The 18,705-nt window shown below is 63.6% G+C and carries 22 protein-coding genes; 8 read left to right on the plus strand and 14 right to left on the minus strand.

The features are described 5' to 3' along the window. The 13 genes from AC5P56_RS19550 to AC5P56_RS19610 form a co-directional block, all read right to left on the minus strand. On the minus strand, nt 1-636 hold a 636-nt coding region (locus tag AC5P56_RS19550; RefSeq protein ID WP_495231873.1), incomplete at its 3' end, for a TrbL/VirB6 family protein. A gap of 83 nt (nt 637-719) precedes the next feature. Further along, nucleotides 720-1,658, minus strand: coding sequence for a hypothetical protein (locus AC5P56_RS19555; RefSeq protein ID WP_288496776.1), 939 nt, complete (start codon nt 1,656-1,658; stop codon nt 720-722). Further along, nucleotides 1,588-4,035: a VirB4 family type IV secretion/conjugal transfer ATPase gene (locus AC5P56_RS19560; protein WP_288496777.1), complete on the minus strand. Its 2,448-nt coding sequence runs from the start codon at nt 4,033-4,035 to the stop codon at nt 1,588-1,590. The genes AC5P56_RS19555 and AC5P56_RS19560 overlap by 71 nt, the downstream gene beginning before the upstream one ends. An 81-nt stretch (nt 4,036-4,116) precedes the next feature. Next, nucleotides 4,117-4,425, minus strand: a complete 309-nt coding sequence (locus tag AC5P56_RS19565; protein WP_019660289.1) for a VirB3 family type IV secretion system protein — start codon at nt 4,423-4,425, stop codon at nt 4,117-4,119. Further along, nucleotides 4,418-4,825 carry a TrbC/VirB2 family protein gene (locus AC5P56_RS19570; RefSeq protein WP_046431329.1) on the minus strand — a complete coding sequence of 136 codons (408 nt, stop codon included), beginning with the start codon at nt 4,823-4,825 and terminating at the stop codon, nt 4,418-4,420. The genes AC5P56_RS19565 and AC5P56_RS19570 overlap by 8 nt, the downstream gene beginning before the upstream one ends. A gap of 73 nt (nt 4,826-4,898) precedes the next feature. Continuing rightward, on the minus strand, nt 4,899-5,882 hold the full coding sequence (locus tag AC5P56_RS19575) for a lytic transglycosylase domain-containing protein (protein WP_495231870.1): 984 nt from the start codon (nt 5,880-5,882) through the stop codon (nt 4,899-4,901). 3 nt (nt 5,883-5,885) lie between these two features. Further along, on the minus strand, nt 5,886-6,929 hold the full coding sequence (gene virB11, locus AC5P56_RS19580; RefSeq protein WP_069118280.1) for a P-type DNA transfer ATPase VirB11: 1,044 nt from the start codon (nt 6,927-6,929) through the stop codon (nt 5,886-5,888). Between the two features lie 14 nt (nt 6,930-6,943). After that, nucleotides 6,944-8,215, minus strand: coding sequence for a TrbI/VirB10 family protein (locus tag AC5P56_RS19585; protein ID WP_134809035.1), 1,272 nt, complete (start codon nt 8,213-8,215; stop codon nt 6,944-6,946). Beyond that, entirely contained in the window at nt 8,212-8,991 is a 780-nt protein-coding gene (locus tag AC5P56_RS19590) for a TrbG/VirB9 family P-type conjugative transfer protein (RefSeq protein ID WP_014037652.1), read from the minus strand. The genes AC5P56_RS19585 and AC5P56_RS19590 overlap by 4 nt, the downstream gene beginning before the upstream one ends. After that, complete coding sequence (locus AC5P56_RS19595) at nt 8,988-10,043, minus strand: VirB8 family type IV secretion system protein (protein ID WP_049408147.1); 1,056 nt, start codon at nt 10,041-10,043, stop codon at nt 8,988-8,990. Before AC5P56_RS19595 ends, AC5P56_RS19590 begins: the two co-directional genes overlap by 4 nt. An 89-nt stretch (nt 10,044-10,132) precedes the next feature. After that, nucleotides 10,133-10,579, minus strand: a complete 447-nt coding sequence (locus AC5P56_RS19600) for a hypothetical protein (protein ID WP_032957008.1) — start codon at nt 10,577-10,579, stop codon at nt 10,133-10,135. Nucleotides 10,580-11,003: 424 nt separating this feature from the next. Continuing rightward, on the minus strand, nt 11,004-12,683 hold the full coding sequence (locus tag AC5P56_RS19605) for a type IV secretory system conjugative DNA transfer family protein (protein ID WP_014647580.1): 1,680 nt from the start codon (nt 12,681-12,683) through the stop codon (nt 11,004-11,006). Nucleotides 12,684-12,718: 35 nt separating this feature from the next. Next, nucleotides 12,719-12,976 (minus strand): hypothetical protein, encoded by a 258-nt coding sequence (locus AC5P56_RS19610; RefSeq protein WP_014647581.1) that lies wholly within the window; start codon nt 12,974-12,976, stop codon nt 12,719-12,721. Between the two features lie 130 nt (nt 12,977-13,106). On the opposite strand from AC5P56_RS19610, the gene AC5P56_RS19615 reads away from it, so the two are divergent. Next, nucleotides 13,107-13,526 carry a phosphohydrolase gene (locus tag AC5P56_RS19615; RefSeq protein ID WP_445391767.1) on the plus strand — a complete coding sequence of 140 codons (420 nt, stop codon included), beginning with the start codon at nt 13,107-13,109 and terminating at the stop codon, nt 13,524-13,526. A gap of 127 nt (nt 13,527-13,653) precedes the next feature. Beyond that, a complete protein-coding gene (locus AC5P56_RS19620; RefSeq protein WP_111207067.1) occupies nt 13,654-14,865 on the plus strand; it encodes an MFS transporter in 1,212 nt (403 codons plus the stop codon). Between the two features lie 16 nt (nt 14,866-14,881). Here the strand turns inward: AC5P56_RS19620 and AC5P56_RS19625 are convergent, their stop codons facing one another. Then, on the minus strand, nt 14,882-15,361 hold the full coding sequence (locus tag AC5P56_RS19625; RefSeq protein WP_014647584.1) for a MerR family transcriptional regulator: 480 nt from the start codon (nt 15,359-15,361) through the stop codon (nt 14,882-14,884). An 89-nt stretch (nt 15,362-15,450) separates the two neighbouring features. Between AC5P56_RS19625 and AC5P56_RS19630 the strand changes: the two genes are divergently transcribed. The 6 genes from AC5P56_RS19630 (at nt 15,451) to AC5P56_RS19655 (ending at nt 18,559) form a co-directional block, all read left to right on the plus strand. After that, a complete protein-coding gene (locus AC5P56_RS19630; protein ID WP_014647585.1) occupies nt 15,451-16,689 on the plus strand; it encodes an NADH:flavin oxidoreductase/NADH oxidase family protein in 1,239 nt (412 codons plus the stop codon). Between the two features lie 94 nt (nt 16,690-16,783). Beyond that, the gene (locus tag AC5P56_RS19635) at nt 16,784-17,260 is read left to right on the plus strand and encodes a hypothetical protein (protein ID WP_445391768.1); all 477 of its coding nucleotides are present in this window, start codon (nt 16,784-16,786) and stop codon (nt 17,258-17,260) included. A gap of 103 nt (nt 17,261-17,363) precedes the next feature. Further along, on the plus strand, nt 17,364-17,633 hold the full coding sequence (locus AC5P56_RS19640) for a hypothetical protein (RefSeq protein ID WP_014647587.1): 270 nt from the start codon (nt 17,364-17,366) through the stop codon (nt 17,631-17,633). A 124-nt stretch (nt 17,634-17,757) separates the two neighbouring features. Continuing rightward, entirely contained in the window at nt 17,758-18,003 is a 246-nt protein-coding gene (locus tag AC5P56_RS19645; RefSeq protein WP_126411104.1) for a hypothetical protein, read from the plus strand. 114 nt (nt 18,004-18,117) lie between these two features. Beyond that, nucleotides 18,118-18,366 carry a hypothetical protein gene (locus AC5P56_RS19650; protein WP_014647589.1) on the plus strand — a complete coding sequence of 83 codons (249 nt, stop codon included), beginning with the start codon at nt 18,118-18,120 and terminating at the stop codon, nt 18,364-18,366. A 16-nt stretch (nt 18,367-18,382) separates the two neighbouring features. After that, nucleotides 18,383-18,559 (plus strand): hypothetical protein, encoded by a 177-nt coding sequence (locus AC5P56_RS19655; protein WP_172980598.1) that lies wholly within the window; start codon nt 18,383-18,385, stop codon nt 18,557-18,559. Nucleotides 18,560-18,705: the final 146 nt, after the last annotated feature.

Raw genomic sequence — 18,705 nt, forward strand, 5'->3', positions numbered from 1 at the left:
CAGAATGAACAAGGGACCCAGGCCGATGAACAGCGCCAGCGCGACCTCGTAGAGCAGCAACATCGCACCAGCGGTGACGGCCGGACCGCCCGTGCCCATGCCGATGAACCAAAGCGCCCGCGTCTTGTCCGCCTGCAACCCTGGATCATTCAGGATCTTGATGCCATCAATGCTCGACAGCGCCACCTGCATCCACGCCAGGCTCTTGTCGATCTGGTCTTCCGGCTGCTGGTCCTTGCCGGTCACCACGTGGGTGATCAGGCCTTTGACGTCCTCGTTGAGGAATTTCTGCAGGTTGCTGCCGAACATCGCCATGCTGGTGGCAACACTCACAATCAACGCCGCGCGCGCCATATTGGTCACCAGCACCATCATGGAGTCGCGACTGCGGCCGGTGACGATCCGGAAGCCCTGGATCAGTACCCACAGCGTCATCAGCACCAGGGCAATGCCACCGACCCAGGACATCATGCGCCCCATCAGGTCGATGCCGTAGTCACTGATCCTGTCGCGCAGGTAATCCATGATCAGCTTGAAGAAGACGAAATCGCCGATCGACTGGACACGCACAGCGTAGCCCAGCAGATCCTGCAATCCGCCTGAGAAATCAAAGTTGGCCAGCCACCTGATCGTCATTTCCACAATCCCTTGGTAATTCCGTTACTGCATGAAATGCCGCATTGCTTTGCAGCGCATGTCTACGTATTAGCGGCCTGCGATCACTTGACGCTGAGCGCGGCCTTCAGTGCGGTGGTCTTGACCATGTCGCTGATCAGCTGCTTGGTCGGGTCCCCCTTCAATGCGGCCTGCGCCACCACCTTCTGGTTGGCCTCCATGACCTCGATATAGGCATCATAGGATTTCATCCGTGCTTCCCAGCTCTGGGCAAGTGCGGCAATGTCATTGGCGGTGCGGAGCGATTCGCTGTCGGCACCCTGCACGGTGCCCTGATCGTTGTTGGTCAGGCGGATCTTGAGGATGCGGGTCAAGGAGTTGTTGATGCGCGGAACGGTCTGGGTCAGGAAATCAATCGCGTCGTTGTACTTGCGGTTCTGCATCATCCGGATGTTGACGCAGATCTGCATCTGCTGCTCCTTCACATCCGCCTGCGGATTGAACACGAACACCTTGAAGGCGGACTCCAGGCTGAAGTCCAGCGCCTTGCCGCAGGTTTCGGCAACCAGATAGTTCGGTGCCACCGGCACCAGCGGCGCGCTGTCGGGCATGCCGAAGCTGTTCACCGCCGCCTGCACCTGGATCAGCGCCTGGCGATACTGCTCCAGCGTGCGGATCCAGCGGGTGTTCTGCTCGACGTACTCGGCCGCGTCCTGCGCTTTGGCCGCGTAGACGGTCGCCTCGGTCTTGTAGGTGTTGATCTGATTGAGCAGGTGCTGGATGAGGCTGGTACCGGTCTCCTGCACGGGAATCCAGGCGCTGACATTGCCGGTGCCGAGCGCCATCATGGCTGCCACGGTCATCGCTGCAAGACGGGGCGCGCGGCGGCGGGGCGAGAAAGCTTGCTTGGTATTGTTCATATCAGTCTCCATTGATCGGAACTCGTAGTCTTCGGGCAGGCCGTCTCGCGGATCAGGTAACAGTGTCGCGCGCTGCGACAGCCGCCTTGCCCGAGCCCTTTCGATTCTTGTAGAAATCTTCAAGCCACTGTTCCGGCGTCAGCTCATCCACCGTCACCCGTGCGCGTACCGCAGCTGTCTGCAATACCCGATGCATGATGTCGATGTTGTCAGTGGACGCCGAGATCACCGACAGAATGTCATCCATGCCGCGCAGGTTGAGCTGGCACACGCTGGACGCGTGACCCTGCTTGACCAGGAAGCAGCGCGAGCGCTCGTCCAGGGCAGTGACCACCTTGAACTCGGCCTCGGTCAGCTTCAGGCCGTCCATGTAGTCGCTCTTGCTGGCGTTCGGGTTCGGCAGCAGAATCAACGTGGCAGTCTGCTCGATCAGCGCTGCCGAGATGTCGCTCTTCAGCGCGTCCTCCGGGCTCTGCGTCGCGAAGATGCCCAGGCCATTCTGCTTACGAATGGTCTTCTGCTTGTTCTTCGCGAACTCCTTCAGGCCACCTTCGCCATCCAGGATCTTCCAGAATTCGTCCATCACGTAGATCAGCGGACGACCATCGATCAGCGACTCCAGGCGGTGCAGCAGGTAATTGATGACCGGCACGCGCACTTCGGGATTGTCGATGATGTCGGTGTAGTCGAAGCCGATGATATTGGCCTTGCTCAGATCAACGGTGTCGACCGGATTGTCGAATACCCAGCCCAGCGAATTGCCCGAGGTCCAGCGGCGCATGCGCGCGTAGAGCCCATCGTCGCCCATGTTGGGCAAGCTCTTCTGGAAGTTGGTCATGCTGCGCAGGTGCATCGGCGTATCGAGCATGCTTTCCACTGCGCGGTAGATGTCCTCTTCCTCGCGCGCACTGTACTCACGCTTGCCGGCCAGCACCTTGATCAGGTCGGCCAGGAACTGCACGTTGGCTTCGTTGTTCTCGCACTGGAACGGGTTGAAACCGGTCGGCGCGCCGTTCTCCAGGGCCAGATAGTTGCCACCGCAGGCGCGCACGAAGATCTCCGCACCACGATCCTTGTCGAAGAAGAAGATGGTCGGTGACGGCTCGTACTTCTGAACCTGGCTGAGCAGGAAGTTGATCAGCGCGGTCTTACCGGTACCGGACTTACCAATCACCATGGTATTGGCGATCGCCTTCTCGCCCAGCGAGTTTTCCGACGGATGGGTCGCGTGGAAATTGAAGTAGTACGGCTGGCCGTTGGTGGTCTGCAGCGTGGTGATGCAGTCGCCCCACGGGTTGTTGTGCTGCTTGCCGGTGGCGAAGTTGTGCAGCGGCGACAGGCCCAGGAAGTTCAGCGAGCTGACATTGGCCAGGCGGGTACGATAGCGCCAGTTGCCCGGCAGCTGCGAATAGAAGGACGAGGTGACCGCAAGGTCTTCCTTGGTCGACACGAAGCCGGCGTTGGACAGCTCGGCGCGGGTCGATGCGACGTTCTGCGACAGCTTGGCCTGAGTGTCACCGTAGACCGCCATGATGAAGTGGTATTCACCCAGCACGAAGTTGCCGGACGACAGCTGATCCATGGCCTGGTCGAGCTCGACGATCTGGCTGACCGCCTTGTCGCCGGAGGAGATCATCATGCCCTTGGTGCGATCGAGCACCTTCAGCGCGTCCTGCCGCCCCATCGGGCTGAACGAATGGGTGATGACGTACTCGTAGTCGAGGTACTTCAGGCCGTTGAGGATGCCCGGGTAAGTGCCCTCGGCATACTCCTTGATGTTCAGAATGGCGCCGAAGTGGTTGGCACCATTGGGGGTATTGATCGCGAAATCGCCGGTCTTGGCCGAGAACATATGGCGGCTGACAGGCAGGTAGTCCTTGATCGGTGCCGACAGCACCGGCACCGGCTCGTCGATGCGATTGATCAGGTAACCGAACAGCTCCAGCGTTTCCGAGAACACCACGCCGTTCTTGGCCTCGTACATTCCCAGGCGGTATGGCGCATAGTCCCGGATGACGGCCTCGACGTTGCCGGCCAGCTCCATCAGCTTTTCGACCGCCTGCTCCTGCTCGGCGCGCAGCTTGTCCACGTTCGCCGACTTCTCTACGAAGCGCTTACCCGCCACCACGGGGCGGTAGATCATGGTCAGGTACAGCTCGTTCTGCATGATGCGCTGTGAGGACAACATGCCCATGTACTGATCGGACACATCCTGGTTGAAGCGCTGCTTGTAGTTGCTCTTGCCCTTCAGGGTGCGGCGACGACGGATGTCGTGCACCCAGAAGGCGACGTTGACGAAATCCGGCGCGCGCAGCGTCTGCAGCAGGCGGTTGAACGTGTTGTGGCGATGTTCGAGCTCCCACTCCTCGCGGCCGACGAACGGCAGCCCTTCCAGATGCCAGGTCAGCAGGTAATCGCCGCCCGTGGTCTTGACCACGTTCGGAGCGACATGCGACGACAACGGAATGAACTCACTGATGGAGGTGTCAGGGCTGAACATACGACTGCTTCCAAAGAGGTAGTGCCAAGGAGTTACAAAAGACCCGGCGGGCGCAGACGCCCGCCAGGCCGGATCCGGACCTCAATCCATTCGGGCCGGCTTGTCGCGGTAATGGTTGGGGTTGAATACCCACATGCCATCGTGTTCCTGCACGTTGCGGACTTTCAGCTTGAACATCAGGCGCAGGCCCAACAGGCGGAAGATCATTTCGTCACGCTTGGCCATCTGCCGCATGATGAAGACCGCCACCGGAATGGTGAGCAGGAACCAGAAGTTCGTGTACATGCTGAGCAGCAGCAACCCACCTGCCACCATGAAAAATGGCAGGTAGGGGACACCCAGGAACATCGCTGGGCGCGTGCAGCCGCGGAACACGACGTTCTTATGCACTGTAGTACTGGATCACGTGGTTGATCAGGTAGGAGGTGCTGGTGCCACCACCGCACTTGCCGTCGCTACCCTCGCCCAGCAGCATGCGCGCAATCTGGCCGGCGGCACCGATCAGCACGCCACCGATCAGGATCGGCGCGACGTCACCGATGCGCTTGTGCGCGAAGGCGATCTGGTAGCCGGCGAAGATCACCGCAATGGTCACGACGGCGATCGAGGCCATGTTCAGCAGGCCGTTGATGTTGGAGAAGAAACCGCAGACCTTCTTGTCGGTGCCGCCGAAGTCGGTGCCGGTTGCGAACACCTGCGGGGCGAACAGTGCGCCAACGAAGATCGTGGCCATCAGCAGGGTCTTCAGCGTGCGCTGGGCCTGGACGAGGTCGAGATTGGATCGCTTCATGGATTGATTTCCTTGTTGATGGACTAACACAACTGAATCGGCCAGCCGGGGGACTGGCCGCACCACGACTTCGTCAGAACACGAAGGCCGCATCCCCTGCGGGAATCTGCTGCACCGGTGCGGCCTGCACCGGCGCGTTGTACGAATTGTCGGTACCGGCCACAGGCTGGTTACGCTCGCTCCAGGGGCGCAACATCACCGGCCCTTCGTTGCCGGCGCCAGCCGCGCCCGGCAATTGCTGCGGCATGGCCATCGCCTGTGCGGGGCCCTGCTGTGGCAGCTGCTGCGGCATGCCGCCGGCCTGCTGCTGCGGATAAGCGCCCGCCTGGGCCGGCTGCGCCTGCGGCTGCATCATCCGATCCACCGAACCCAGTACCACCTTGGACAGTGCCTGGTCGGCGATGTTCAGGAGGCTGCCCCGCGCCATCGCCCCGGTGGACGGGTACACGACATAGGCGCGTGCGGGATCTTCCGACGGCACGTACACGGGGCCATTGGATTGAGCAACGATGCGCGCCTGCGCCGGCGAAGCCAGCTGCGGGTGATGCTCGACCTTCACCGCGCGGCGCTCCCCCCGACTGACCACGTCGATCGGTGCGACACCATTACTGGCGACCTGCTGCCCGCGGCGGATCGAGTCGTAGATCTTCTGCACGTAGCCATGACGGAAGCCGGTCTCGAAGTTGCCCGAGTAGTAGCAGCTGAACGACTTGCCCCAGTCACCACCGGAGCGCTTGTAGCACTCGGCGAGGATGCGCGAACCTGCCTGCAGGTTCGGGCACTGCTGGAAGGCCTTCTCGTAGGAATCCAGGCCGTACTTGCCCAGGTTGTAGCGATTGACCTGAGCCAGCCCGATCGAGAAGTTGTAGCCCTTCTCTTCCAGCATGCGCACCGTCGCCAGTGCTTCATCCAAGGCCTTGGGCTGGCGCACCAGTGAACCGCCAACAACGCCGATCGCGTAGGGATTGCGCGACGATTCGACGTTGATGACGTGCTGCATCACATCCATCGACACGGCCATCTCCGGGCACGCCATCATTTCCAGTCCTGGCAGCATCCTTCAGCCCCCCTGCCCCTGGGCACGCCCAGGATTGAAGTCGATGCCGGTGATGTAGCGCGAGCCGGCATGCGCCTTGATATGCACGACGATGTCGATGGTCATCATCAACAGTCGCTTGATCACGTTGAATTCCAGGCCCGAACCTTCGGTCGAGGCCTTCACCATCAGCGCCAACTGGTCCCAGGTCTGCTCCGGGCTGCCCGCATGGCAGCTGGTGATCGAACCCGGATGACCGGACGCGCAGTTGCGGATGAAGTAGAACGCCTCGTCACCGCGCAGCTCGGCCAGGATGATGCGTTCGGGCTTCATGCGCAGGCAGGCTTCCATGCAGCTCTTGGCGCTGACATTGCTGGTGCTTTGTCCACCCTTGGAATACAACAGGTGCACGACGTTGGGCTGGGTCAGGAACAGTTCGCGCGCGTCCTCGATCGTGACCAGGCGCTCGCTGTCCGGGATATGGTTGACCAGCGCCTTCATGAAGGTGGTCTTGCCGCTACCGGTCGCACCCGATACCACGATGTTCTTGCGGTACATCACCGCACGCCGGAAGAACTCGGCGTACTCGCGCGAATGGCGCAGCTCCAGCAGCTCGCGATCCTGCTCGCTGATGCTGCCATCACTCTCCAGGATCTGGTTGAAGAAGCCATCTTCGTGATACTGGCTGAGCGACTTGGTGTGCTTGGACGGCAGACGGATGGTGATCGACACCTTCCCTGCATCACATGCCGGCGGAATCACGAACTGCGCACGCTGGCCGGTGGGGAACGTGAGCGACACGACCGGATCGGCATCGGTGATGCGCTGGCCGGTGTTGCTCTCGTTCACCACCGCCGTGCAGAACTGCCGGGCCCGCTCGAAGGTCAGGCTCGGCACGTCCACCCGCTGCCACCCCGCCCGGGTTTCCAGGTACAGCTCGCCGGGACGGTTGATGCAGATTTCCGTCACTTCCGGAGACGTCATGTACTCGGCGATGCCCAGCACTTCGTACTGATAGCGCAGGAAATCGCTGGAGACGAGGGCGAGGGGTGACACTTCGGCGTCCATGATCGTTCGTTGGGTTACCGGCGGGGGTGCAGCACGTTGGTGAAGTCGACGTCCTTGGCGACGTAGACGTTCACGATCGTGCCCTGGTTGATGGTGACGGTCGGCGGGCGACGGTTGCTGCTGAGTGCCTCGTTGGCCAGACGCTCCATCGTGCGTGCGGTAGCACTCTCATAGGGCGACTGCACCGTCATGCCGTTATTGGCGATGGTGGTGGTCTCCGGACCGTGTTCGGCGGCTGCGTACTTGAAGGCATCGGAAATCAGGCTGATCATCAGCGCCGAGGCGATACGGCTGCCCCAGTGCGCGCTGTACTGGCCCGGATGACCGGCGCCACCCAGTTGATCCACGCCCGGGCTGGACATCGCAACGTCGATGCCATTCGGAGTGGTGATGCGATCCCAGATCACTTCCACGCGCTTGCCCATCGGACCGCCGCCGTAGGCGCCATAGATCTTGGAGCCCTTCGGCAGCAGCAGGTTGCGACCGTTGATCGAGTACACCGGCTCGGTCAGCAGGCACGAGGTATAGCCGGCGAGATCGGTGATGATTCGGGTTTCCAACACGCAACGCAGGTAGGTGCCACGCACCAGCAGCGCGTCGGGGCTCTGGATGTAGGTGGCGCTGGAGACATCCTCGACGTCCGGGCCGCGGCGAACCTTTGCCGGCGCCGCCTGATTGTTGGGCAGCTGGGCCAGCATGGCACGGGTGTACTCATCCATGCCGCGGCCGCCATTGCTCCCGTTGCCATCCTGTCCATCACCACCACCCACCCCGCTCCCGGAGCCGATGCGGCGGTCCAGCAAAGTCGGGCCACGGTCAATCTCGCGCGCCGAATCGGACTGGGGAACGAACAGCGGGGTGGAATCCAGCGGCGGCGGCGGTAGCGGCGGCGTCATCGGAATCGGATCAACCGGTTGCATGGCCTGGGAGGGCACCGGACTCGTCTGCACGGCGTCCGGCAGAGTCGGCGTAGACACGCGCGCAACGTCCGGCACCTTCTGCACAGCGTCCTTGTCATCCTGGCCCTTGCGGAACAGCAGGAAACCCATGGCCACCAGCAGCACCACGATGCCGCCCAGGAACAGCAGCGCCTTTCGGTTCAGCCGCTGCTCTTCGGCCGAGCGCAGCTGCGGCGCGGCCGCATCCAGATCCGGCGCAGGCTCGGCCTGGGTCGTGCCGAAGTACGGGTTCGACGGCGCGTCCGAAGCACCCTGTGCGCCGTACGGGCTCTGGCTCTCGTCGCGTCCGTTGTTCGGGTCGTTTCCGGGAGTGTTCTGCTGGCTCATTTCTTCACGTTCCTTCGCAGGCCGACGACGAAGTCGCCGTGGCGGATGACCAGGTACGGGTGTGTCCCGTGCACGATCAGCGTATTGCCTTCAACCGTGGTGTTGACCACGAAGTCTTCACCGTATTCTGTTTCACGACCAAACACCGCCGGGAAGATGCCGGTCTTGTACTCCGGCGAATTCGGCAGTTTCAGGTAGGTGAAACGACCATCGTCATAGGCGTTGACCGGGATCAGCCACCCCATCTTCTTCGCCTTGCTGGTCGAATAGGAGTAGTTGAAGTTGTACTGGCGGTCCTTGGCCAGTTCCGAGCTCAGCAACGGCTTGGCCTCTTCCTCGACCGCTTCCTGGGCGACGCCGAACACGGTGTCGTTCGGATAGACGAAGGCGATCTTGTACTGCACACCGGCACGACGGGCCTGTTCCAGCTGGCGCCAGTCGGTGGCCACCACCTTCAGCTCGAAGATGTAGGAATGGGTCTCGGTGCGCACCATCATGTTGGTGTCGACGTCGACGTTCTTCGGCTTGAGGTAGAACACGTTCTCGCGACGGGTCAGTTCCCAGCCGCTGCTGAAGCCGGTGCTGTAGTCGAGGATCTTCTCGTTCGGGCTCAACTCGATCTGGGTGGTCAGGCCCAGGCCGGTGCGAACCGGATAGATACGGTCCTTCTCGTACTCGTAGTGGTCAACCGCCTGCGCCATCGCCGCTGCTGAGAACAGCAACGACAACATCGACAGCAGCGCCAGCGCGCTTCCCCTGATATTTCGACTACTCATCGGTTGCTTGCTCCATCAGCAGTTCCGGTGGAATTGTTCTGCGCCGGCCTCATGGCCGGCTGTCCGGGCATGGCCTGCCCCGGCATTGCTTGCCCCTGCACCGGCTGACCCGGCATGGGTTGACCCTGTACCGGCTGGCCCGGCATTGCCTGGCCCGGCACCTGGCCGTTGACCGGAGCCGCGACCGGCTGGCCGGTGGCCGGATCGATCATGGTGGCCGCGGCCGGATTGTTGGGATCGTAGACACCCTGTGCCTGCTGCGCCGCCTGTGCGGCCTGCTGCGCCTGCGCCTGCATGGCGCCGTCATCCGGCACCGGCACGCCACGCGAGTAGTCGTTGTCGACGCGGTACTCGGTGACCTGGAACGCCAGTGGGTTCAGGATGCGATCCTGTTCGGACAGCGCCAGGTTCTGGTTGTAGCTGAAGCGCATAGTCACCAGCTGGTTGTCCAGGTAGGTAGAGACGCCGGTGCGCTTGTCCAGCAGGCTGCGCTGTATGCGCACCGAAGCGCCGCGGAAGCTGCCGTTCGGCTCGGCCCCCAGTGGCGTGATGCTGAGGATCTTGACCCGGATGGCGCGCTCGCGACCGTACATCACGAACGGGTTCTGCGGATTGTTGCCCGCATAGCGGACACGCATGGACTGCGCCACCGGATCGGTGGACATCACGAACACCAGTTCCCAGTCACGCAGGCCCATCACCGCCGAGTCATACGATTCGCGCGCGAGCACGTACTGGGCGACGTTGCTGCGATTGATCGCTTCGTTGGTGGTGATCGTCTCGCCCTGGAACGTGCCACTCAACCGCGCGACGGTCGCCGTACCCGTGTAGGCATCGGCCATGACCAGGAACGGCACCTTTTCCTTCAGCGGCAGCATGTAGTAGTAGCCGCCCGCCAGTGCGAGCGACATCAGCAACGAGCCTGTGGCGACCCACCACGCACGCCGCTCGCTGCGGCGCGCCATGTCGGCCACGGTGATCTCGTAGCTGACCGCCTTGGCGACCGACTGCTCGACCTTGGGACTATTGCCGGGATCCTTCTTGCGGAACATGGATTCTTCCGTACTGCTGAAACATCAATGGGCGTGGCACCCCTGCGACAGGCGCGGGGAGCGGCACGTTCGATGATTTCGAGGTGGACTCAGGTGCCGCTGTTGGAATCAGCGCCCTGTGCCGACGCGGTCGGCGTCGAGCCAGCGCTCTGCACAACGATCTGGTTGCCAACGATGGAGACGGAGATGCCCTGCGCTGCATAGGCCGCCGTCAGATCGATCACGGCCTGCTGAGCGTTGGTGGTGTCGATGCTGGAGACCGCGCCGTACAGGGTGAAGTCCGAGCTCAGGCGGTAATCCAGCGTGCGTCCGGAATCCTTGGCCCAGCGCTCGAGCATGGCTTTGAGCGTGCCATCCATCGGCGAGGCCTGGTAGACGTAGCTGGAGTACAGCGGGATCTCGGTGGGTGCCGCAGCAAAGCGGTTGACCGGCTTCCAGCGGCCTCCGAAATCGGGAGCGGACTTGGTGGCGCAACCGGCCACCATCAACGCCGCCACTGCGGCGATGGACATTTTCGCGATAAACGCCTGATTCATACGGGCTTCACTTTGACGTACGAAAAAGCAGTCCCGAGCATTGGCCCCCTGGTCGTCCGGCGCTGCGTCGCGCACGCCGGAATCGGAGCGACGCACTGACTGGCAGCACACCTGCTCCGGCTCCCCTGCAGCCAACGGCTGCCAACCAAGTCGCGGGGCCGCCAGACACTGCCGACGACACACCCGCATACCTCACCAACGTCGAAACCATCCTTGTTTCATGGCACAAACTCCTGGCCACCCTGCTCTACAACATCTGCCATCCATCACACATTTCTGAACGACATGCACAGGGTCGCACAACCACGCGTCAATTCCATGTCAGACAAGTCTGAAAATCCATGAACAAATGCCAAATTCTTGACCGAAATCACGAATTCACATTCTTAACTACGAATGGTGATCACAAATTCAGCGACGTGAATTAGACGTTCAGCATCGGAACGTCCACCTTCGGCAGCAGCCTCGAGGTGAAGTAGCGATCCTTGTAGTACCGGATCTTGTCGCACTTCACCGGGTGAGGTATCCCCTCGTACAGGAACACCTCCATGTCCGGCCCCATCGCCTTCAGCTCCTGCGGCAGCATCAGCGCGCGCCGTTCCTCGGTGAAGTTGTGGGTCTTCTCGCGGGCATGAGTGACGTTCTTCCTGCGCACCGTGGTGTAGCCCAGCATGTCCGAATAGTCGTTGGCATCCTGCTGTTCGCGCGGCGCGTACAGGATCTGCAGCGCGTGGTTGGTGATGATCGTGCGAGAGACTTCCCGGCCGTAGGTGGCGTCGAGCTGGGACATGCTCTGGATGATCGGCAGCAGGCGGATGTTGTAGCCGGCCATGTAGGAGACCGCCGAGGCGATGATCTCCACTTTGCCGATCGAGGTGAATTCGTCCATCAGCAGCAGGCACTGGTACTTCAGGTCCGGGTTGGACTTGGGCAGTTCCTTGGTGTTGAGGTTGATCAGCTGGCTGAAGAACAGGTTGATGATCAGCCGGCTCTCGGCCAGCTTGTTCGGCTGGATGCCGATGTAGATGGTCATCTTCTTCTTGCGGACGTCGGTCAGCAGGAAGTCGTTGCTGCTGGTGGCCTTGTCCAGCACCGGGTTGATCCAGGGATTGAGCGGCTCCTTGAAGGTGCCCAGGATCGAGGCGAAGGTCTCATCGGCCTGCGACAGCATGTTGGCGAACGCCGAACGGGCATTGGCGCTGAGGAACGGTCGCTCCGACAGGGTCTTGAGGTACTTCTTCAGGTCGGTGCCGTCGCCGGAGGACAAACGGTACACCGCACCGAGCGTGGGCGTGCCGGCGCCGCCCGGGAAACCGCTGCTGCGCTCGTCGTCCCAGTTCTCGAACAGGTACAGGGTAAAGGCCATGAACGCATTGCGTGCCTGGCTGACCCAGAACTTCTGGTCCTCGGCCCCGTCTGGGTACAGCATCGCGGCGATGCTCATCAGGTCCGACACCCGGAAGGCCGGATCGTCGGAGACGTAGCTGAGCGGGTTCCAGCGGTGCGTGCGCCGGTCCTCGGCGAAGGGGTTGAACAGGTAGATCTCCTGGCCCTGGCTGGCGCGCCAGCCGCTGGTCAGGTCGAAGTTCTCCTGCTTGATGTCCAGCACCACCAGCGATTCGCCGTACTCCAGCAGGTTCGGGATGACCACGCCCACGCCCTTGCCCGAGCGGGTGGGCGCGGCCAGGATCACGAACTGCTGGCCATCCAAGCGCACCAGCTTGCCGCCATGGCTGCCGACCACGATGCTCTGGCCGGTCTTCTTGAACATGCCGTGCTTGGCCAGGTCGGCACCGGTGGCGAAGCGCGCGTCGCCGTGCAGCGAGCGCTTGTCCTTCTTCAGCAGCAGCACCAGGCCGGCCACCAGCAGCACCAGCAGGGGCAGGCCGAAGCCTACGTAGCCCGCCCATTTGATCTTGCCCACGAAAGGCGCGACCTGCGGTTGGCCGATGGCGTGGACGTACTGGTAGTAGGTGTTCCAGGTGAACAGCTGGGTGTCCAGCCCCAGGAACAGCAAGGTCAAGTAGCCGGAGAACACGAAACCAAGCAACAGGGTCGCCAGCGTGATGATGGCGATGAGCAGATACTTCTTACTGGGCAACACCCGAATCCTCCATGATGCGCACGCGGCGCGACGGCCTAGCGGTGGCGCCAGCGCGACGCCTTCTTCCGCAGGTGGTTCTCGTTTTCCAGCCCGGGCTCCTCGCCCTCTTCACGCACCAGTTGCAGCAAGCGTTGGCGCGCTTCGGCCAGTGATATCAGGTCGGTCAGACGATCCCCATCGTCGGCGACGACCGCATGGCCGACCACATCGCCGGGAGCGTACACCGGCTCGTGGGACACCGCTACCAGCTGGTAGCGGCCACGGGTTTCCAGCACATGCCTGAATTCCTGCATCGCACTCCTCCTTGTCGGGGCAACACTGCGCCCCCTGCCCCGCCATCATGCCGGTGGCAGCGTCATGGGCGCATCCACAACCGCTGCGGCTTCTGCGCGAAACTGTGCGCGGATATCCAAGGAGACCGCAATGGACTGGGTAGCACTTGCCCGTACGCTGGCCACCGAGGCCCACGCGGGGCAGATCGACAAGGCCGGCCAGCCTTACATCGGCCATGTGGCGCGGGTGGCGGCTGCGGTGCGCGGCGACGATGACGCCGAAGTGGTGGCCTGGCTGCATGACGTGGCCGAGGACTGCCCGGCGTTTGACGCGCGGATCGAGGTATTTCCCGCACCGCTGCGCGAGGCGGTGCAACTGCTCAACCGCGATGCAGCACCCGACGCGGACAGCTACTACGCGCGCATTGCCGCCCACCCGCTGGCACTGAAAGTGAAGCGCGCCGATCTGGATGACAACGCCGATCCGCAGCGGCTGGCAATGCTCGATGCGGCGACGGCCGCGCGCCTGCACGGAAAGTACGCTCATGCCCGGGCGGCGCTGGGCATCTGAGCCGGACGCGACGAGGCGCGGCGGGCCGGCGTGTCACCGATCAAACGCTGATTTACCCTGAGTGCTGCTGCTCCTGCTGCAGTGCAGCAGTACAATGGGCGGCTCCCGCCCCCCATCGCGCCCCCGCATGAGCCCCAACTCTTCCCTGGCTGCGCGGCTGACGCCCCGCCAGCGCACCCTGATCATCCTCGCCCTTTCACTGGGTGGCTTCGCCATCGGCACCAGCGAGTTCGCCAGCATGGGCCTGATGCTGGAGATCAGCCGCGGCCTGTCGATTTCCGAAACCCAGGTCGGGCATCTGATCAGCGCCTATGCCATCGGCGTGGTGGTCGGCGCCCCGATCCTCGCCTTCGTCGGCGCCAGCTTCCCCCGCCGCAAGCTGCTGCTGGCACTGATGGGCTTCTACGCGGTCGGCAACCTGGCCAGCGCGCTGGCACCGAACTACGGCACGATGCTGGTGGCGCGCTTCGTTGCCGGCCTGCCGCATGGCGCCTACTTCGGCGTGGCGATGCTGGTGGCCGCGGCGATCAGTCCCGCAGGCCAGCGCGGCCAGGCGATGTCACGCGTGCTGCTGGGCCTGTCGATCGCGATCCTGGTCGGCAACCCGCTGACGACCTGGCTGGGTCAGCAGCTGAGCTGGCGCACCGCCTTTGCCCTGGTCAGCGTGCTGGCCATCGCCACCGTGGCGATGATCGCGCGCTTCCTGCTGCCGGACCCGGATGAAGTACGTACCTCGCCGATGCGCGAGCTGCGCGCCTTCAACACGTCCCAGGTGTGGCTGGCGCTGACGATCGGCGCGGTCGGCTTCGCCGGCATGTTCTGCGTGTTCACCTACCTGGCACCGACCCTGGTGCAGGTCACCGGCGTGGCCGAATCGTGGATGCCGCTGGCGGTGGGCGTGTTCGGCATCGGCGCGATCATCGGCAACATCGCCGGTGGCTGGCTGGTGGACAAGTTCCACTTCAAGGCCGCCGCCGTGGTGCTGCTGTGGTCGATCGTGATGCTGCTGCTGTATCCGCTGGCCGCACAGTCGGTGTGGACCATCGGCCCGATGATCATCACTGTCGGCACCATGGGCGCACTGGCGGCGGTGCTGCAGACCCGCCTGATGGACGTGGCCGGTGAGGCGCAGACGCTGGCGGCGGCCTCCAACCACGCCGCTTTCAATACTGCCAACGCACTCGGCCCGTGGCTGGGCGGCATGGCAATCAGCGCCGGCTTCAGCCCGGCCAGTACCGGCTATGTCGGCGCGGCTACCGCGATCGGCGGCCTGCTGCTGTGGTGCGTGGCGGTGATGCTGGACAAGAAGCGCAGCACCGCCGTCGTCGGCAGCCACTGAACATTGCGCCGGATCGTCAGTTGCTGCCTCTGCGGCGACGGCGATCCGGTCGCAGCAACGCTGTATCGCCGGCCACCAGGGTCGGCCGCGCCAGCTCACCGCGCTTCACACGGTCCAGCACCCGCCGCGAATTGGCTGCACAGTCGATGCCGTCCGGCCGCGCCTGGATGTCCTCGATCAGGGCCAGCAGATGCGCCCGGCTCTCTGCCAGCCGCAGCTGCAACGCTTCGATGTCAGCCACCTTCTGCTGCAGCATCGTGATCAACGCCTCATGCTGCCACTGGCCCATGTCCGGTGGCAGCAGGGCGCGGATCTCTTCCAGGCTGAAGCCTGCACGCTGCGCGCCCGTGATCAACTCCAGCAACAGCACCGCCTGTTCCGGATAGTCGCGGTAGCCATTGGCCTGGCGCTGCGCCACCAGCAGCCCCGCGTCTTCATAGAAGCGAATGCGCGACGCCGCGAGGCCCGTGAGGCGGGCCAGCTCACCGATCTTCATCTGCCTGAATCCTCGCCATGGGAGCCTGTTGACCTTCAATAAAACTTGAAGGTTAGCGTAGCGCCATTCCCCTGTCCTGGAGCTGTCCGATGTCGCTGTTCTCGCCCCTGGCACTACCCTCCGGTGCCATCATCCGCAACCGCATTGCCAAGGCCGCGATGGAGGAAAACATGGCCGACGCCGACCACGCGCCGTCCGCTGCACTGCTGCAGCTCTACCAGCGTTGGGCCGATGGCGGCGCAGGACTGATCATCACCGGCAACGTGATGGTCGATGGCCGCGCCATGACCGGCCCCGGCGGCGTGGTGCTGGAAGACGATCGCCACCTTGACCGCTTCATCGCCTGGGCCGAAACGGCACGCTCACGGGGCGCGCAGATGTGGATGCAGATCAACCATCCCGGGAGGCAGATGCCGGCCGCACTCGGCCAACCGGCACTCGCGCCGTCAGCCGTCGCCCTGGAGATGGGCGCGCTGTCCAGGCAGTTCGCACCGCCGCGGGCGATGACCGAGGCGGACATCGAAGAGGTGATCGCCCGCTTCATCCGCAGCGCCGAGCTGGCCGAGCGCGCCGGGTTCAGTGGCGTGCAGATCCATGCCGCGCACGGTTACCTGCTCAGCCAGTTCCTGTCGCCGCTGTCCAATCGCCGCGACGACCGCTGGGGCGGCAGCCTGCACAACCGTGCGCGCCCGCTGCTGGAGATCGTGCAGGGGGTGCGCGCCACCGTGTCGCCCACGTTCGCGGTGGCCGTGAAGCTCAATTCCGCCGATTTCCAGCGCGGTGGCTTCTCGCCCGAGGATGCGCGCGCAGTGGTGGAAATGCTGGCGCCGCTCGGCGTGGACCTGGTCGAACTGTCCGGTGGCAGCTACGAAGCACCGGCCATGACCGGTGCCGCGCGCGACCAGCGCAGCCTGGCCCGCGAGGCCTACTTCCTTGAGTTCGCGCGTGAGATCGCCACGGTGGCAACCATGCCGCTGATGGTCACCGGTGGCATCCGCCGTCGCGCCGTGGCCGATCAGGTACTTGACAGCGGTGTGGCCATGGTCGGCATCGCCACCGCGCTGGCGATCGAGCCGGATCTGCCCCACCGCTGGCAGCAGGGCCGCGACCCGGTGCCGACACTGCGCACCATCGACTGGCGCAACAAACCGTTGGCCGCCAGCGCACACATGGCCGCAGTGAAGTACCAGTTGGCGCGGCTGAGCAGGCTCCGGCCCACGGCGCCGGGTGTTTCGCCCGTCTGGGCACTGCTGCTGGCACAGGCGGCCGCAAAGTGCCGGACCCGCCGCTACCGGCGCTGGATCGGTGCACGCGCAGGAGGATACTGAGCGGGCAGGCTTCTCATCACCGAATCGATGCCCCACCATCTGCACGATCGGCGGCAGCCCGTTTGCCGGTCGCAACACGCAGAAGGAAACCCTCGTGGCAGCAGGACCAACCAGGAACCACGAAAAGCTGCTCGATGACCTGCTCTCACTGGGCCGCAACTGGGCGCTGGCCATTGCCATCGCAGGTGCCGGAGCTGCGGTTCATTACAGCGAGTCGGTCTACGAAGCAGGCATCTGGCGCGACCTGCTGCCCACGCTCTGCTTCCTGGTCGCCATCGTCTGGATCGTGCTCAGCATCATCCGCTTCGACCTGACCATCCAGCAGCACTTCGAGCGGAAATTGTCACGCTGGCTCAGCCGTCTGCTGTATGTCGTGCTGCTTGGCACCGGCATCACTGCCGTGTTCTTCGTCACCGAACTGACGGAGAACAATCACATCGCGCGGATGTGCGACTCGGTGGCCAATGAACCCGGCAGCCGCATCCACAGGTCGGCCGAGTGCCAGCGCCTGTACCAGCACCGCGCGGCGTACCGGCAGCGCCTGGAATCGGCCGAGGGTGAGTTCGACTGAACGGGCTTCATCGCGGTCTTCGCGCGCGATGAACACATTTCGTGGATGTGCATTTGGGCACAGTGCAGCCGACGCCGCGCTCTCGGCCCGTACCGGACCCGCAATGCCCCCCCATCGCGCACCTGCCCGCCATGATGCCATCGCCTTGCAGGCCGGCATGCTGGGCAGCGTGTTGGGCGTGGCGCTGTTCAAGGCCATCGCACTGTCTGCGTTGGCGACGGGTTCGATGATGGGTATCGGGCTATGGGTGATGGCCTGCGCGCTGCTGGCAGCGTGGGCGCTCGCAGCCTATCTGGCCTGCCTGGCACTGAGCCGGCGCGTGTTCGTGCTGATGCTGGTGCTGTGCACGGTACTGGTGATCTGCATCGCCTGACGCCGGCAGGGGCCGGACTATCGCGCATCTGTTATAGGATAACAAGTGCGGTTGGTCCGATTGTGCATGCCCGGTGTCACGGATTTGAATTCCATGACCATCCCGGCATCACCCGAGGCCCCCCGTGAACCTGCAGCCCCCGCTCCTCGTGACCCTCATTGCCATCGCCCTCGCATCGCTCAGCGCCTGCGCCACCTATGACGACAGCAACATGCATCAAGCCTGCCAGGAGTCTCCGCACCTGAAGGACCTGCCGCCCGAGGTCGCTGCCCGCGAGAGCCGCTGCAACAAGGGCATGGAAGTGTGGTCGAGCGAGCGCAAGGGCAGTGACAAGCCGCTGGACCTGAGCGGAAAGAAGAACAATCCCTGACGAAGGTGCGCACCCGGTTGCCGCGCCTGTCTTGATCGCGCCCATGCATCCGGCTGACTGCTCCATCACAGCCGGCGCGCGACGATGAGGTCTCCCCACCCTGTCGAGACTCAGATGCCGGACACTGCCCACCCTGTCATTCGCGCGTTCGAGGCCGTGTTCGATCTATCAGGCAGCGTGCAGCGCATCACTGCGCTCACGGTCACCTGCCGGCATTGCTCGTCGACCAGCTCTGCCAGCGAAGACAACCTGGTGCAACTTCCTGGCGGGGCGTTGTTCCGTTGTGACGGGTGCGGCTGCCATCAACCGGTCAGCCACGCCCGCCTGTCGGACTGGCAACCGGCGTCGTTGCTGGGTATCTGAGGGCCGCCACGTGGAAATGACTGCGGAACAGCGGAAAATACTCCAGGCAATCGCCGCTGCAGAGCCGGTGCGCGGCGATGCCGCAACGTGGGCGGTGACCGCCGGATGGGCGGTACAGGCGGAAGACGGGGATATCGATCTGACCGAGGCTGGCCGGGATGTGCTCACCGCGCAGGCAGGTCGTAAGGGCTAGACCCGCCGATCAGGCCAGCTTCGCCTCCCTTCGCGCTGCGCCGCGATAGCGGCAACCTGCTGAACAAAGGGTGCATCCCTGCCACGTCAACGGCGAAGTGGCGAGGCCCTTCATGCCCACGGTGTGCAGGGCGTCATGACATGCGC

This window comes from Stenotrophomonas sp. YJH_SMC_131, from assembly GCF_059367975.1.

What these genes read in the sequence shown, in the direction of transcription:
- AC5P56_RS19655 (WP_172980598.1), top strand. Translation starts at nt 18,383, where the DNA reads ATGACTGCGGAACAGCGGAAAATACTCCAGGCAATCGCCGCTGCAGAG.
- AC5P56_RS19595 (WP_049408147.1), bottom strand. Translation starts at nt 10,043, where the DNA reads ATGTTCCGCAAGAAGGATCCCGGCAATAGTCCCAAGGTCGAGCAGTCG.
- AC5P56_RS19615 (WP_445391767.1), top strand. Translation starts at nt 13,107, where the DNA reads ATGGACTGGGTAGCACTTGCCCGTACGCTGGCCACCGAGGCCCACGCG.
- virB11 (WP_069118280.1), bottom strand. Translation starts at nt 6,929, where the DNA reads ATGGACGCCGAAGTGTCACCCCTCGCCCTCGTCTCCAGCGATTTCCTG.
- AC5P56_RS19625 (WP_014647584.1), bottom strand. Translation starts at nt 15,361, where the DNA reads ATGAAGATCGGTGAGCTGGCCCGCCTCACGGGCCTCGCGGCGTCGCGC.
- AC5P56_RS19590 (WP_014037652.1), bottom strand. Translation starts at nt 8,991, where the DNA reads ATGAGTAGTCGAAATATCAGGGGAAGCGCGCTGGCGCTGCTGTCGATG.
- AC5P56_RS19570 (WP_046431329.1), bottom strand. Translation starts at nt 4,825, where the DNA reads ATGAAGCGATCCAATCTCGACCTCGTCCAGGCCCAGCGCACGCTGAAG.
- AC5P56_RS19585 (WP_134809035.1), bottom strand. Translation starts at nt 8,215, where the DNA reads ATGAGCCAGCAGAACACTCCCGGAAACGACCCGAACAACGGACGCGAC.
- AC5P56_RS19640 (WP_014647587.1), top strand. Translation starts at nt 17,364, where the DNA reads ATGCCCCCCCATCGCGCACCTGCCCGCCATGATGCCATCGCCTTGCAG.
- AC5P56_RS19575 (WP_495231870.1), bottom strand. Translation starts at nt 5,882, where the DNA reads ATGCTGCCAGGACTGGAAATGATGGCGTGCCCGGAGATGGCCGTGTCG.
- AC5P56_RS19600 (WP_032957008.1), bottom strand. Translation starts at nt 10,579, where the DNA reads ATGAATCAGGCGTTTATCGCGAAAATGTCCATCGCCGCAGTGGCGGCG.
- AC5P56_RS19610 (WP_014647581.1), bottom strand. Translation starts at nt 12,976, where the DNA reads ATGCAGGAATTCAGGCATGTGCTGGAAACCCGTGGCCGCTACCAGCTG.
- AC5P56_RS19650 (WP_014647589.1), top strand. Translation starts at nt 18,118, where the DNA reads ATGCCGGACACTGCCCACCCTGTCATTCGCGCGTTCGAGGCCGTGTTC.
- AC5P56_RS19630 (WP_014647585.1), top strand. Translation starts at nt 15,451, where the DNA reads ATGTCGCTGTTCTCGCCCCTGGCACTACCCTCCGGTGCCATCATCCGC.
- AC5P56_RS19620 (WP_111207067.1), top strand. Translation starts at nt 13,654, where the DNA reads ATGAGCCCCAACTCTTCCCTGGCTGCGCGGCTGACGCCCCGCCAGCGC.
- AC5P56_RS19560 (WP_288496777.1), bottom strand. Translation starts at nt 4,035, where the DNA reads ATGTTCAGCCCTGACACCTCCATCAGTGAGTTCATTCCGTTGTCGTCG.